This is a genomic window from Streptomyces sp. NPDC045967, assembly GCF_056430495.1.
Genome location: NZ_JBWKLE010000003.1, coordinates 17,119 through 31,583 on the forward strand (window position 1 = coordinate 17,119; position 14,465 = coordinate 31,583).

The following is a 14,465-nucleotide window of genomic DNA, read 5'->3' on the forward strand; positions in this document are numbered from 1 at the left end:
TCGGTTCCAGTGGTGTGGGTGCTGATTCTCACGTCCGAATTGACCGGTATTGGCCTTGGTTGGCCAACCTTTGTCACAGCCTGCGGTGTTAGCTTTCTGAGCTGACGTCGGGGGGTTATCGAGCGGAGCGGGAGCGATGGGCCGAGCAGAAGCGCGTAAGGCGCAGCAGCAGCGCGGTGCGCGGCGGGCGCCGACCGGACGTGCCGGCGGCGCCGACGGCAAGGGCGGCGCCGGCAAACGCACCGGTATACGCCGCTTCTTCACCTGGAAGAAGATCCTGGGGACCTTCCTCGGGATGATCCTGCTCCTGATGGCCGCGGCGGTGATCCTCTACTTCTCGGTGAACGAGCCCACCGACCCGAACAAGCAGGCCACGCTCCAGAGCAACACCTACCGGTACGCCGACGGCTCGATCATGGCCCGCACCGGTCAGATGAACCGCGAGATCGTCCCGATCGACAAGATCCCCGAGGACGTCCGCACCGCCTTCATCGCCATCGAGAACAAGTCCTTCTACCAGGACCGCGGCATCGACGTGATGGGCGTGGCCCGGGGCCTGTTCAACACGGCCACCGGCAAGGGCAAGGCCGGCGGCTCGACGATCACGCAGCAGTACGTCAAGAACTACTACCTGACCCAGGACCAGTCCGCGACGCGCAAGCTGCGGGAGCTCGTCATCTCCCTCAAGGTCGACCGGCGCATGGAGAAGGACGACATCCTCGCCGGATACCTGAACACCAACTTCTACGGCCGCAACGCCTACGGGATCCAGGCCGCGGCCCAGGCCTTCTACGGGGTCGACGCCGACAAGCTCACCCTGGAGCAGGGCGCCTACCTCGCCGCCGTCATCCAGGCGCCCAGCCAGTACGACCTGGCGACGGCCGGCCCGAACGGCAGGAAGCTGGTCAACATCCGCTTCAACGCCGTCCTGGACAACATGGTCGAGATGGGCAAGCTGGACCCGGCCAAGCGCAAGACCATGACGCTCCCGGATCCGATCAAGCCCAAGCCCCTTCCCGGCATGGACGGCCAGAAGGGCTACCTGATCCAGGCCGCCAACGACGAGATGAACGAGCAGAAGATCACCGACGCGCAGATCGCGGCGGGCGGCTGGAACGTCGTGCTCAACATCGACCCGAAGAAGCAGGCGGCGCTGGAGAAGGCCGTCGACGACGAGCTGGAGTCCAAGCTCGACCGCAAGGACACCAAGAACCGTCCCCAGGACCAGAGCGTCCAGGCCGGCGCCACCTCGGTGGACCCCAAGACGGGCGCGATCGTCGCCATGTACGGCGGCCAGGGCCTGGGCCAGAAGGACGCGAGCAACGCGCTGCGCACCGACTACCAGCCCGGCTCGACCTTCAAGCCGATCGTGCTGGCCTCCGCCCTGGAGAACAACGCTCACACCCAGGACGGCAAGCCGATCACCCCGAACGCGCTCTACGACGGCACCAGCAAGCGCCAGGTCGTCGGCAGCAAGATCCCGTTCAACCCGCAGAACCAGGACGACAAGGACTTCGGCAAGGAGATCACCGTCCAGGACGCGACCAACTTCTCGGTCAACTCCGTCTACGCGCAGATGATCGTCGACGTCGGCCCGCCGGCCGTGAAGAAGACCGCCCTGGCCCTCGGCATGAAGGACCGCGAGGGCTGGCCCGAGGACAAGCCGGCCATGTCGCTGGGCACCATGAGCGCCAACACCCTCGAGATGGCGGCCGTCTACGCGACGCTCGACAACCACGGCAAGAAGGTCACGCCGACCATCATCAAGAGCGCCGAGCACGCGGAGGGCGAGTTCACCCCCCGCCAGGCCGTCGGCGCCCAGGCCATCAGCCGGCAGACCGCCGACACCGTCACCAAGGTGCTCACCGGCGTGGTCAACGAAGGCTCCGGCAGCAAGGTCAAGAGCAGCGCCTACGAGGCCGCCGGCAAGACCGGTACCACCGAGTCCAACGTGGCCGGCTGGTTCACCGGTTACACCCCCGAACTCGTCACCGTCGTCGCCATGTTCGGCGAGGAGCCCGGCACCCACAAGCAGGTCACCCTCACGGGCACCGCCGGCGGCGGCCGCGCGGGCGGTTCCAGCTTCCCCGCCGAGATCTGGAAGACGTACACCCTGGCCGCGCTCAAGGGCGTGAAGACGAGCGAGTTCGACGTGTCGGAGGCGGAGATGGGAGCCGTGCAGGCGCCGTCCCGCAGCCCCTCCCCGACGCCGTCGCCGAGCCCCTCCAGCCAGCCGCCGGCCAGCAGCGCCCCGCCGCAGAACTCCCCGAGCCCGACGCCCACCCCGACGACGAGCAGCAGCCCGTCGAAGTCGCCGACCCCGACGGCGAGCCTGTCGCCGACGCCGACGAAGTCGGGCGGCCCGAAGCCGCCGGACCCGCCGCTGTTCCCGCAGGACCCCGGGCACTGACCCCGGCCGGGACCCGCGAACGCCGCCGCCCCGCAGCCTTCCGGCTGCGGGGCGGCGGCGTTTCCCCGTTCCGGGGTGTCCGTGGTCCGCGGGGTCAGCGCCGTTCGGGAGCCGCCGGCAACGCCAGCTCGAACCAGACGACCTTGCCGCTGCTCAGCCGCGTCGCGCCCCAGCGGCGGGCCATCCGGTTGACCAGGAACAGGCCGCGACCGCCCTCGTCGGTGTCCCGGGCCCGGCGCTGGCGCGGCAGCTGCGGGGAGTCGTCACCGACCTCGCAGCGCAGCACGTCCGTACGCAGCAGGCGCAGGGTCACGGGCCGCTCCGCGTACCGCACGGCATTGGTGACCACCTCGCTCACCAGCAGCTCCAGGGAGTCCTGCAGCTCCTCCAGGCCCCAGCGGGCCAGGGCGCGCCGGGCGAAGCGGCGGGCCCGGCCGGGCGCGGTCTCCTCCGGGTCCAGGAACCAGTACGCCACGTCGCTGGGCGCGATCCCGTCGAACCGGGCCGCGAGCAGCGCGATGTCGTCGTCCCGGTCGCCGGGGCCGAGCATGTCCAGCACGTCGTCGCAGAGGGCTTCCAGCGGCGGCGGGTGGTCCAGGCCGGTCAGCTGCGCGGTGGTCGCCAGGCGCTCCCGGAGCTGCTCGATCCCGGTCCACACGTCCCGCAGCCGGGACTCCACCAGCCCGTCGGTGTACAGGAGCAGGGTGGCCCCCGCCGGGGCGTCCAGCTCCACGGCCTCGAAGTCGACGCCGCCGACGCCGATCGGGGCGCCCGGAGGAACCCGCAGCACCTCGGCACGGCCGCCCAGGTGGAGCAGCACCGGCGGCGGATGGCCGGCGTTGGCGATGGTGATCCGGTGCGATACGGGGTCGTAGACGGCGTACAGGCAGGTGGCCATGCGGTCGGAGCCCAGGCGCTGCGCCTGCTCGTCGAGGTGGTGCAGCACCTCGGCCGGCGGCAGGTCCAGCTGCGCCAGGGTCTGCGCGGTGGTGCGCAGCTGGCCCATGATGGCCGCGGAGGTCATGGAGTGTCCCATGACGTCGCCGACGACCAGCGCGACCCGGCTGCCGGGCAGCGGTATCGCGTCGTACCAGTCGCCGCCGACGCGCGCGGTCTCGGCGGCGGGCAGGTAGCGCGAGGCGAGCCGCACCCCGGTGGGCTGGGGCAGGCTGTCGGGCAGCATGGTGCGCTGGAGCTCGTCGGCGATGTACGCCTCGCGGCCGTACAGGACCGCCTTGTCGATGCCGAGCGCGGTGTGGGTGGCCAGCTGGGCCGCGACCAGCAGGTCGTTCTGCTCGAAGGCGGGCCGCTCGGGGCTGCGCAGGAACACGGCGGCGCCGATCACCCGGCGGCGCCCGCGCAGCGGCGCCAGCACGGCGCGGTTGCCGCGCGGCAGCGGATGGTCCGCGCCGAGCAGTTCGGGCAGGGCGGACTTCGCGCCGGCGGAGGATCCGAAGACGGGCCGTACGCCGCGCAGCACCTCGGCGAGCGCGCCGCCCGGCCGGATCTCGCACAGCTCGGCCGCGGGCAGGTCACCCTGCGGGCCGAGCAGCGGCAGCTGGCTGAAGTCGAGCTCGCCGGCCGTCCCCGAGGCTCCGGCCGCCGGGTCCGTACCCGCGCCGGGGGCGCCGGCCGCCGCGGCGTCGGTGAAGTCGTCGATCGGCCGGAGCCGGTCGGTGCGGCGCAGCCTTAAAACGACCGGGCCGACGGGGCGCTCGTCGCCGACGGGCAGCGGGTCGCGCAGGTAGACGAGGATGGCGTCGGAGAACGTCGGCACGGTGGCCCGGCACAGCCCGAGCACGATCTCGTCGAGGTCGATGCCGCGGGCGATCCGCCGGGTGGCGGCGCCCACGAAGCGCAGCCGGTCCCCTTCCCGGCGGGCGGCGGTGTCCCCGGCGCCACCGCCGACCGGTATGCCGGTTCCGCCGCCGTGCCCGTCCCCGCCGGCTCCGGCCGGCCGGGGGGAGCGGGGGCCGCTGCCGTCCTGACCGCCGAGCACGTCTTCGGCCGCTTCGCGGGCGGGCAGCGACTGCTGGCCGTCGGCGGCGGCGTTGCGCGCCGCGCCGGCGTCCCTGGTGCGGGCGGCGCCGTCCGGGGCCAGGGCGACTCCCCGGGCCGGGTCGGCGGCGGCCGGAATGCCCGCGGACGCGCCGCCGCGCGGCCGGGGGAGTCCGGCAGGGCCGCCGCCGGGCTCCGCGCCCGGGCCCTGCGCATGCGTGCGTACGGCCTCGGCGGCGGGGATGGGCGCCTTGCCGTGGCCGGACTCGTCCGTACCTCCGCCGGAGGCGACGGGCTGCGGGCCCTCCTGAGAGGTGGGGTACTCCGTCACGCGTGGAATTCCGTCCGTTTGCGCTCGATGTGCGCTGCACTCAACTCGGTCAGTCGCGGTATACCCGCTCAGCGGCCGGGGCACCATCACCCCGCGATACCGCGTCTCCCCCGTTACCTCTCGCCGTGTCGACCTCCGGTCAGATCCCTTGTACGGGACGGCACTTGCGCACCCAGGGTCTCATCGTGCCGCTCCCCGCGCGCGGAGTTGCGGAGGACGATCCTACGTTTGCACCCCAGGGGCGCATCAAGGGTCTCATGACGTCATATGCGCCGGGGTGCGGTCCCAGTCCTCGGGCAGTTCGGGAACCGACCAGGCCGGATCCGGCCGCCAGTCCTCCCAGCCGTCGCCGAAGGGCGCGCCCCACCGCCTGATCACCTCGACGGCCGCCCGGCCGGCCTCCCGCACCCGGTCCGCCTCCCGCGGTGCCATCAGCCCGGAGCGCTGCGCCTGGGCGAACTCGTCCTCGTCGCGCCACTTCCAGCTGCGGTCCGGGTAGACGGAGATGTCGAGGAAGTGGTCCACCGAGTCGACCCCGCCGGACCAGCGCGACCGGGGCTCCTCCAGGTTCACGTACCAGCTCTTGAACTGCCAGCCGTGCTCCCAGAACAGCCACACCGACCACGGTTCCCCCGGGCGCGCCAGCTTCAGCACACCCGCGCCGAACCAGCGCGAGCGCACGGTGGTCCGCGGCGCCGTGTAGCGGGTGGCGAGCGGCTCCTCGTGGACGGGGGAGCCGTCGGCGAGGACCGGCTTGACGCACTCGGTGCCCGGGGCCATCCAGACGGCGAGCAGTTCCTCGGTGTCCCGCACCACCGTCACGGGGCGGCAGATGTGCACCCGGCCCTTCAGGCCGGGGGCGTGGTCGCGGTAGCGCCACAGGATCTGCTCCCCGGGAGCCCAGTGCGTGCCCTGCGCACGCGTGCGCGCGGCGCTGCCGGCCGGACGGAAGGTACCTGTCATGCGCAGATCTTAGGTCGGCCGCCCCCGCCGGTGCCGCGGTGCAGATCACCGAGGGGGCGGGGGACGGCAAACGACCGGATACGGACCCTGCCGCAGGGGCGCCTAGGGGTGGGTCATGCGCAGCACGTCCAGTGCCTCGTCGAGCTGTTCGAGGGTGAGGGAGCCCCGGTCGACGTAGCCGGACTCCAGGACGACCTCCCGGATCGTCTTGCGCTCGGCGAGGGACTTCTTGACGACCTTGGCCGCCTCCTCGTAGCCGATGTAGCGGTTCAGCGGGGTCACCACGGAGGGCGAGGACTCGGCGAACTCCCTGGCCCGGTCGGCGTTCGCGGTGATCCCGTCCACCGTGCGGTCGGCCAGCAGGCGGCCGGCGTTGGCGAGCAGCCGGACCGATTCGAGGAGGTTGCGGGCCATCACCGGAAGCATCACGTTGAGCTCGAAGTTGCCCGCGGCGCCCGCCACGGCGACGGTGGCGTCGTTCCCCGTCACCTGCGCGGCGATCATCAGGACGGCCTCCGGGACGACCGGATTGACCTTCCCGGGCATGATCGAGGACCCCGGCTGGAGATCCGGGAGATTGATTTCGGCCAATCCGGTGCGCGGACCGGAGGCCATCCAGCGCAGATCGTTGCAGACCTTGGTCAGCGAGACGGCGATCGTGCGCAGCATCCCCGAGGTCTCCACCAGCGCATCCCGCGCCCCCTGGGCCTCGAAGTGGTTGCGGGCCTCGGTGAGCGGCAGCCCGGTGTCCGCGGCCACCTCGGCGATCACGGCGGCGGAGAACCCGGGCGGGGTGTTGATGCCGGTGCCCACCGCGGTGCCGCCCAGCGGCAGCTCGGCCAGCCGCGGCAGGGCCGCGCGCAGCCGCTCGACGCCGTAGCGGACCTGGGCGGCGTACCCGCCGAACTCCTGGCCCAGGGTGACGGGCGTGGCGTCCATCAGGTGCGTCCGGCCGGCCTTGACGACCTCCGCGAACTCGACGGCCTTGCGCTCCAGCGCGGCGGCGAGGTGTTCCAGGGCAGGGATCAGGTCGCGGGTGACGGCGGCGGTCGCGGCGATGTGGATGGACGAGGGGAACACGTCGTTGGAGCTCTGGGACGCGTTGACGTGGTCGTTGGGGTGCACCTCGCGGCCCAGCCGCTCGGTGGCCAGGGTGGCGATCACCTCGTTGGCGTTCATGTTCGAGGAGGTGCCCGAGCCGGTCTGGAAGACGTCGATGGGGAAGTGGTCGTCCCAGCGGCCCTCGACGACCTCGGTGGCGGCGGCCCGGATGGCGTCGGCGACGTCCTGCTCCAGCACGCCGAGGCGTGCGTTGACCACGGCGGCCGCGGCCTTGACGCGCGCGAGCGCCTGGATGTGGGCGGGCTCCAGCCGCTGTCCGGAGAGGGGGAAGTTCTCCACCGCGCGCTGGGTCTGGGCCCGCCATTTGGCGTGGGCGGGCACCCGTACCTCGCCCATGGAGTCGTGCTCGGTGCGGAACGCTTCGTCCTGCTGCTGACCGGTCATGTTCGTGGCCTCCTCAAAAAGTTGAGCAATTGTCTTGTTCGAAGTGTTCCCAACTCCCCTACCGGCCAGTAAATACCGGGGGTAACACCGGCACTCGGGGAGACTCTTCATGACACGCACACACCGCAGGCCCAGGCTCAGATGTACCCTCGCCGCCGTCGCGGCGGCCGCGGCCCTCGGGGGCACTCTCGCCCTCACCCCCACGGCCCAGGCGGCGGCGCCCGCGGCGGCGCCGGCCGCGACCCCGCTGCCGCCCGAGCTGGAGGCGATCCGCGCGGCCGAGGCCGTCAAGATCTACGGCGACCCCGCCATCCGCCCGTTCGGCGAACGCAAGACCGGCCTGATCTCGCTCGGCGACAGCGAGATCTCGGGCGAGGGCGTGGGCACCTACGACCCCGCGACCAACACGCCGGCCAACCAGTGCCACCGCTCGCCCGACGCGGCGATCCACCGCACCGGCATCCCTGCCGACCTCACCTTCAACGTCGCCTGCTCCGGCGGGTACACCGGCAACATCAGGATCGGCGGCAGCAAGCAGTACGCCGACGAACTGGTGCAGAGCGACAGCCTCGCCGTCAAGGCCCGCAACACGAAGATCAAGATGGTGGTGCTCGTCGCCGGCGCCAACGACGACCTTCAGTTCGGCCCGGTCATGACCGACTGCGTCACCCGCTGGGTGCTCAGCCAGGGCACCTGCGAGCCCAAGTACGCACCCGGCTGGCAGGCCCGCGTGGACGGCCTGCGGCCCAAGGTCGAAGCCACGGTCGCCGACCTCAAGACGGTCATGCGCGACGCCGGATACACCGACTCCGACTACAAGCTCGTCCTGATGGGCTACCCCAGCCCCATCGGTCCCGACTTCCACGACAACCCGAACTTCCCCGGCAAGCTGCCCGGCGGGTGCGCGGGCTACGACTCCGACGCCACCTGGGGCCGCAACTACGCGGTACCCGCCTTCGAGAAGGGCATGCGCGCCGCGGCCCGCGCCTCCGGCGCCGTCTACCTGGACAACTCGCGGCTCTTCCACGGACACGAGGTGTGCATGGAGGACACCTGGGCGCGCGGCCTCTACCTGGACCTCGGCGACCACTTCCCGTGGGACGAGAACACCGCCCGCCAGTCCTTCCACCCCAACTACCGGGGCCACGGCGCGTTCGCGTCCTGCCTGACCCAGCTCTACGGATCCGGCCTGCGCGAGGCGTCCTGCGCGGACCCGGCGAGCACCGGCACCCCCGTCCTGCAGGCCGGGGCCTGGGACGACCGGTTCAAGCCGCTGCGCAACGAGGCGAACGGCACCTGCCTCGACGCGAACGGCGGCGCCAGCGCCAACGGGACGGGGGTCGTGGGCTGGGACTGCCACGGCGGCCGCAACCAGGGCTGGTGGTACGACAGCGCCCGTACCTCCGTCCACGTCGAACTGACCCACGACCGCTGCCTCGACGTCCCCGGAGCCGCGTACGGCCCCGGCACCGGCCTGGTCCTGTGGAACTGCCACGGCGGCGCGAACCAGCGGTTCGTCCGCGACGGCGCCACCCTGCGTCCCGCGGCCGCCCCCGGCATGTGCCTGACGGTCGCCGCAGCCCGTGAACCGCTGCGGCTGCAGACCTGCAACGGCGCTGCGAACCAGCGCTTCGCGTAGGTCCCCGGCCTGAGGGCCGCAGCCGCGCAATCCCACATCCCCCCGCACCCGGCCGGCGCGCCCCGGCCGGGTCCTCACAGGTCGAGCAGCAGCTTGCGCACGTCCCGCGGCCGGTTGGTGATGATCGTGTCGACGCCGAGGCGCACGCACAGCTCGACGTCCTCCGCCTCGTCCACCGTCCACACCCGCACGGCGAGCCCCTTGGCCTTCAGCCGGGCCACCAGGCCGGGGTCGCGCCGCACCAGCTCGATGCCCGGGCCCGCGTGGGTCGCGTACGGGGGCCGCACCGGGCGCAGCGTGCGCTCGATCAGGAACACGGTGGGCAATCCGGGCGCGAGCCGGTGCATCCGCGTCAGCGCCGTGCGCGAGAAGCTCATCACCTCGACGCGGCCGGCGGACCCGTCGGCCAGCCCGTACTCCCGCAGCATCCGCACCAGCTCGGCCTCCAGCCTGCCGCCCGCCCGCGAGGGGTGCTTGGTCTCGACGGCGAGCCCGACCGGCCGGGGCGCGGCCAGCGCCTCCTGGAGCAGGTCCTCGAAGAGCAGCACCCGGGCCCCGCGGTGCTCCTCGCCCCGCCAGCCGCCGAAGTCGAGCGCGGCGAGTTCCGCGTAGGTCATCGCGGAGACGGCTCCACGCCCGTCGGAGGTCCGCTCGACCCGCCGGTCGTGCACGCACACCAGCCGCCGGTCGGCCGTGAGCCGCACATCGCACTCGAGCGCGTCGGCCCCGTCCTCGATGGCCTGCCGGTAGGCCCCGATCGTGTGCTCGGGGTACTCGTAGGAGGCCCCCCGATGGGCGACGACCCGCGTCGTACGGGCGGCGGGCAGTGGCATCTGCGTCATGCCCCGCACGCTATCCGCATGCGTCGCACGCGCCGGTACCGCATGCTCCCCGAATGGCGGAACAACAGGCGTACGTGACGTTGCACTGCGAGCCGTGCGGAGAGTGCGTCGAGGAGGAGTGGCAGTACATCCGGGACGGCGAGCTGCACTGGGAGGAGACCCACTGGTGCCCCCGGGTCGAGGTCCACGCCTGTGACCGGGGCCGGGGCGTTCCCCCCGCCGTGGATCCGGGAACGCATCGCGGCCCGCGAGGGAACGGTCCGGCTGCCGGTCGGCGGTCCCCGCGGCGTGCCGGTCGCGGTGCTGCGCCGCGTCTACGGGCTGACCATGGCCGAGCCGGCGGCGGCACGTACGACGGGGTGGCTCGCCCCCCGGTCGAGGCGCGGCTGCCGACGGAGTCGGACGGCGGTGCGTTCTCCCCGGGGCTCCGGTGAGGCGTGCGGCGCGGAGCGGCGGGGAGCGGCGAGGGGCCCGCGCCGGGTGGCTCGGGGCCCCTCGCCGGCCGGCTACAGGCCCGGGCCCCGTACCGGGATGTGGGTGAACGTCGGCTCCGGGGCCGGGTTCTGGAAGAAGTCGTTGCCCTTGTCGTCCACCACGATGAACGCCGGGAAGTCCTCGACCTCGATCTTCCAGACCGCCTCCATGCCGAGCTCCTCGTACTCCAGGACCTCGACCTTCTTGATGCAGTCCTGGGCCAGCCGCGCCGCCGGGCCGCCGATCGAGCCCAGGTAGAAGCCGCCGTGCGCGCCGCACGCGTCCGTCACCTGCTGGGAGCGGTTGCCCTTGGCCAGCATGACCTTGGAGCCGCCCGCCGCCTGGAACTGCTCGACGTAGGAGTCCATCCGGCCGGCGGTGGTCGGGCCGAAGGAGCCCGAGGCGTAGCCCTCGGGGGTCTTCGCCGGGCCGGCGTAGTAGACCGGGTGGTCCTTGAGGTACTGCGGCATGCCCTCGCCCGCGTCCAGCCGCTCCTTGATCTTGGCGTGCGCGATGTCGCGCGCGACGACCAGCGGGCCGGTGAGGGACAGCCGGGTCTTGACCGGGTGCCTGGTCAGCGTCGCCAGGATCTCCTCCATCGACTGGTTCAGGTCGATGGAGACGACGTCCGAGGCCCCGTCCAGGTGCGAGTCCGTGGTGTCGGGGAGGAAGCGCGCCGGGTCCGTCTCCAGCTGCTCCAGGAACACGCCCTCCGCGGTGATCTTCGCCGTCGCCTGACGGTCCGCCGAGCAGGACACGGCGATGGCGACCGGCAGGGACGCTCCGTGGCGCGGCAGGCGCACCACGCGCACGTCGTGGCAGAAGTACTTGCCGCCGAACTGCGCGCCGATGCCGATCTTCTGCGTCAGCTCGAAGACCTGCTGCTCCAGGCCGAGGTCGCGGAAGCCGTGGCCCAGCGCGGAGCCCTCGGTCGGCAGCTCGTCCAGGTAATGCGCCGAGGCGTACTTCGCCGTCTTCAGGGCGTGCTCCGCGGAGGTGCCGCCGACCACGATCGCGAGGTGGTAGGGCGGGCAGGCCGCCGTACCGAGCGAGCGGATCTTCTCCTCCAGGAACTTCATCATGGAGGCCTCGTTGAGGACCGCCTTGGTCTCCTGGTAGAGGAAGGACTTGTTGGCCGAGCCGCCGCCCTTGGCCATGAAGAGGAACTTGTACGCGCCGCCGTCGGTCGCGTACAGCTCGATCTGCGCGGGCAGGTTCGAGCCGGTGTTCTTCTCCTCCCACATGGTGAGCGGCGCCATCTGCGAGTAGCGCAGGTTCAGCCGCGTGTAGGCGTCGTAGATGCCGCGGGAGAGGGCCGCCTCGTCGCCGCCCTCGGTGAGGACGTTCTGGCCGCGCTTGCCCATGACGATCGCCGTGCCGGTGTCCTGGCACATCGGCAGGACACCGGCGGCCGCGATGTTCGCGTTCTTCAGCAGGTCGAGCGCGACGAACTTGTCGTTGGACGATGCCTCGGGGTCGTCGATGATGCGGCGCAGCTGCGCGAGGTGCGCGGGGCGCAGGAAGTGCTGGATGTCGTGGATCGCCTCTTCGGCGAGCTTGCGCAGTGCCTCGGGCTCGACCTTGAGGAAGGTACGGCCGTCCGCCTCGAAGGTGGACACGCCCTCTGCGGTCACCAGCCGGTAGGGGGTGGTGTCCTCGCCCAGGGGCAGCAGGTCGGTGTACGCAAACTCTGGCATGACGGCAGTCATTCCTCACTCGGCAGACAGCGCTGGCGACCAATTGGCAGCGCAGTCCACCAGCCTAGGACCTCCTGCCGCGGCCGTGTCTGTGAGGTAAGGCTCACTCGGTAGTATCGCGATCTATCGTGTCTCGCTATGCTGGGCCCGTGGACCTGGAAAAGCACCCCGCTGCCCCCGCCCCCGCCGCGCCCGTCCCGGCCGCCGCGCCCGCCCCGGCTCCCGCGCCCGCGACTGCGCCCGTGCCCCCGGGGTCCGGACTGCGCGCCTCCGATGCCGACCGGGACCGGATCGCGCAGATCCTGGCCGACGCCGTCGCCGAGGGCCGGCTCACCGCCGAGGAGCACTCCGAGCGCCTGGACTCGCTGTACGCCGTCAAGACCGTGGGCGAGCTGGAGGTGCTCGTACGGGACCTTCCCGCGCCGGGCACCGGTCACACCCCGGCCGCCTCCGCGCCGGCGTACGCCGCCCGGTCCGGGGCGGTGCCCTACACGGAGACGGTCGTCGCCGTGTGCAGCAGCTCCGCCCGCAAGGGCCGCTGGCGGCCCGGGCCGCTCACCCGCGCGGTCTCCGTCATGGGCGACATCACCGTCGACCTCACCGAAGCGGTCTTCGAGCAGCAGGTCACCGAGATCAACGTGACGTGCGTGCTGGGGAACGTCGAGGTCCTGGTGCCGGAGAATGTCACCCTGCGCGGCTACGGCAGCGGCGTCCTCGGCAACTTCGAGGTGCGCGGCCAGGGGCGCGGCGCGACGGACCCGCAGGCCCCGGTCGTCATCGTCCGCGGGTTCGCCCTGCTGGGCAACATCGAGGCGCGGCCCAGGCTCGGCGCCCGACTGGTCGACCTGGCGGAGCGGATGCGCAGGCGACTGAACGGTTGAGGCGGCCGGTCCGGCCCCGCGGCGGGGGTCGCGTTTCGGACGAACCGCGCGCGCCCGCGGGCACCCAGTGCTTAGGGGCGCGTACAGCGGGTAGGGACAGGTGCATCGTCTCTCGCTCGCGTACCCGTCGTCAGGAGTAGACCGTGCCGCTTCCGCCGCATCAGTCCCTGAAGGTTGCCGTCGTGCCGAAGCCGCGGGTGCCGGTGAGGGCTGAGGACGGCCCATGGCATGCGGAGGCGGTGTGCCGCCGCGACGAGGCGGGCCTGTTCTTCGCCCCGTCCAAGGAGCCCACGGCGGCCCGGCTCTCCCGCGAGGAGGCCGCCAAACGCGTCTGCGCCCGCTGCCCGGTGATGGTCGCCTGCCGCGAGCACGCCCTCCTGCAACCCGAGCCCTACGGCGTCTGGGGCGGCCTCACCGCCGCCGAACGCCGGGTCGTCCTGGCGCGGATGCGGCGCCGCTCGGCCGAACTGCGCCAGAGCCCCGAATCCGGGACGATAGCCGCCGCCGGCTGAGCCCGTGCCCGCCGCGGCACGCGGCGGGGGCGGCGCGGCCGGACGCGCGAGAGGGGCGGTCACCGCCGCACACGGTGACCGCCCCTCTCGTGCTGCCGGAGCGCGCTCCTACTGGGCGCGGTCGAAGTCCACCGCGCTGTAGGCGCGGAGCTTCGACAGCCGGTGCGTCGAGTCGATCCGCCGGATCGTGCCCGACTTCGAGCGCATGACCAGCGAGGAGGTCGTCGCCGTCTCCGAGCGGTAGTGGACGCCGCGCAGCAGCTCGCCGTCCGTGATGCCGGTGGCGACGAAGAAGACGTTCTCGCCGGACACCAGGTCGTCCGTGTACAGGACGCGGTCCAGGTCGTGGCCGGCGTCCAGCGCGCGCTGGCGCTCGGCGTCGTCCTTCGGCCAGAGCTTGCCCTGGATCGTGCCGCCGAGGCACTTTATGGCGCAGGCCGAGATGATCCCCTCGGGGGTGCCGCCGATGCCGAGGAGCAGGTCCACGCCAGTGCCCTCGCGCACCGCCATGACCGAGCCCGCGACGTCGCCGTCCGAGATGAACTTGATCCGGGCGCCGGTCTCGCGGATCTCCTTGACGATGCCCTCGTGGCGGGGGCGGTCCAGGATGACGACGGTGACGTCCTCGACGGCCATGTTCTTGGCCTTGGCGACGCGGCGGATGTTCACCGAGACGGGGGCGTTGATGTCGACGAAGTCGGCGGCCTCGGGGCCGGTGACCAGCTTCTCCATGTAGAAGACCGCGGACGGGTCGAACATGGTGCCGCGGTCGGCGGCGGCCAGCACGGCGATGGCGTTGGGCATGCCCTTGGCGTTCAGCGTGGTGCCGTCGATCGGGTCCACGGCGATGTCGACCTCGGCGCCGGTGCCGTCGCCGACCCGCTCGCCGTTGAAGAGCATGGGGGCCTCGTCCTTCTCCCCCTCGCCGATGACGACGACGCCGTTCATCGAAACGGTGGAGATCAGGGTGCGCATGGCGTTGACCGCGGCCCCGTCCGCACCGATCTTGTCCCCGCGCCCGACCCACCGGCCGGCGGCCATGGCGGCTGCCTCCGTGACCCGTACGAGTTCCAGGGCGAGGTTGCGGTCGGGGGCCTCCGGAGAGACCTCGAGCTGGGGCGGCAGGTTGTGCTCGGTCATCGGAGCGCACCTTTCTGTACGGCGACGGCCGGGAAGTGAGGGTGCTGGAACTCTATCGGTACGTCGACATAT

The 14,465-nt window shown here is 72.1% G+C and carries 10 protein-coding genes; 4 read left to right on the forward strand and 6 right to left on the reverse strand.

The window, feature by feature from the left end; translation table 11 throughout:
• The first annotated feature begins 136 nt into the window (after nt 1-136).
• Nucleotides 137-2,410, forward strand: coding sequence for a transglycosylase domain-containing protein (locus AC07FY_RS07025; RefSeq protein WP_479001673.1), 2,274 nt, complete (start codon nt 137-139; stop codon nt 2,408-2,410).
• 94 nt (nt 2,411-2,504) lie between these two features.
• On the opposite strand, the gene AC07FY_RS07030 is transcribed toward AC07FY_RS07025, so the two are convergent.
• The 3 genes from AC07FY_RS07030 to AC07FY_RS07040 form a co-directional block, all read right to left on the reverse strand.
• Nucleotides 2,505-4,739 (reverse strand): SpoIIE family protein phosphatase, encoded by a 2,235-nt coding sequence (locus AC07FY_RS07030; RefSeq protein ID WP_479001676.1) that lies wholly within the window; start codon nt 4,737-4,739, stop codon nt 2,505-2,507.
• 255 nt (nt 4,740-4,994) lie between these two features.
• Nucleotides 4,995-5,702, reverse strand: coding sequence for a cytidylyl-2-hydroxypropylphosphonate hydrolase (fomD, locus tag AC07FY_RS07035; RefSeq protein WP_479001679.1), 708 nt, complete (start codon nt 5,700-5,702; stop codon nt 4,995-4,997).
• A 102-nt stretch (nt 5,703-5,804) separates the two neighbouring features.
• Nucleotides 5,805-7,208: a class II fumarate hydratase gene (locus AC07FY_RS07040; RefSeq protein ID WP_479001682.1), complete on the reverse strand. Its 1,404-nt coding sequence runs from the start codon at nt 7,206-7,208 to the stop codon at nt 5,805-5,807.
• A 109-nt stretch (nt 7,209-7,317) separates the two neighbouring features.
• Between AC07FY_RS07040 and AC07FY_RS07045 the strand changes: the two genes are divergently transcribed.
• Nucleotides 7,318-8,847: a ricin-type beta-trefoil lectin domain protein gene (locus tag AC07FY_RS07045; RefSeq protein ID WP_479001685.1), complete on the forward strand. Its 1,530-nt coding sequence runs from the start codon at nt 7,318-7,320 to the stop codon at nt 8,845-8,847.
• A gap of 74 nt (nt 8,848-8,921) precedes the next feature.
• Here the strand turns inward: AC07FY_RS07045 and AC07FY_RS07050 are convergent, their stop codons facing one another.
• Together AC07FY_RS07050 and AC07FY_RS07055 are read right to left on the reverse strand one after the other, a co-directional pair.
• Entirely contained in the window at nt 8,922-9,689 is a 768-nt protein-coding gene (locus AC07FY_RS07050; protein ID WP_479001688.1) for a glycerophosphodiester phosphodiesterase, read from the reverse strand.
• A 506-nt stretch (nt 9,690-10,195) separates the two neighbouring features.
• The gene (locus tag AC07FY_RS07055) at nt 10,196-11,860 is read right to left on the reverse strand and encodes a fumarate hydratase (RefSeq protein ID WP_479001691.1); all 1,665 of its coding nucleotides are present in this window, start codon (nt 11,858-11,860) and stop codon (nt 10,196-10,198) included.
• A gap of 149 nt (nt 11,861-12,009) precedes the next feature.
• On the opposite strand from AC07FY_RS07055, the gene AC07FY_RS07060 reads away from it, so the two are divergent.
• Nucleotides 12,010-12,741, forward strand: coding sequence for a DUF1707 SHOCT-like domain-containing protein (locus tag AC07FY_RS07060; protein ID WP_479001694.1), 732 nt, complete (start codon nt 12,010-12,012; stop codon nt 12,739-12,741).
• 143 nt (nt 12,742-12,884) lie between these two features.
• On the forward strand, nt 12,885-13,253 hold the full coding sequence (locus AC07FY_RS07065) for a WhiB family transcriptional regulator (RefSeq protein ID WP_479001697.1): 369 nt from the start codon (nt 12,885-12,887) through the stop codon (nt 13,251-13,253).
• Nucleotides 13,254-13,361: 108 nt separating this feature from the next.
• Here AC07FY_RS07065 and glpX read toward each other — a convergent pair whose 3' ends face one another.
• Nucleotides 13,362-14,393, reverse strand: a complete 1,032-nt coding sequence (gene glpX / locus AC07FY_RS07070; protein WP_479001700.1) for a class II fructose-bisphosphatase — start codon at nt 14,391-14,393, stop codon at nt 13,362-13,364.
• Nucleotides 14,394-14,465: the final 72 nt, after the last annotated feature.

Excerpts from the sequence above, each read along its gene's own strand:
- AC07FY_RS07025 (WP_479001673.1), top strand. The coding sequence starts at position 137 with ATGGGCCGAGCAGAAGCGCGTAAGGCGCAGCAGCAGCGCGGTGCGCGG.
- fomD (WP_479001679.1), bottom strand. The coding sequence starts at position 5,702 with ATGACAGGTACCTTCCGTCCGGCCGGCAGCGCCGCGCGCACGCGTGCG.
- AC07FY_RS07040 (WP_479001682.1), bottom strand. The coding sequence starts at position 7,208 with ATGACCGGTCAGCAGCAGGACGAAGCGTTCCGCACCGAGCACGACTCC.
- AC07FY_RS07045 (WP_479001685.1), top strand. The coding sequence starts at position 7,318 with ATGACACGCACACACCGCAGGCCCAGGCTCAGATGTACCCTCGCCGCC.
- AC07FY_RS07050 (WP_479001688.1), bottom strand. The coding sequence starts at position 9,689 with ATGACGCAGATGCCACTGCCCGCCGCCCGTACGACGCGGGTCGTCGCC.
- AC07FY_RS07055 (WP_479001691.1), bottom strand. The coding sequence starts at position 11,860 with ATGCCAGAGTTTGCGTACACCGACCTGCTGCCCCTGGGCGAGGACACC.
- glpX (WP_479001700.1), bottom strand. The coding sequence starts at position 14,393 with ATGACCGAGCACAACCTGCCGCCCCAGCTCGAGGTCTCTCCGGAGGCC.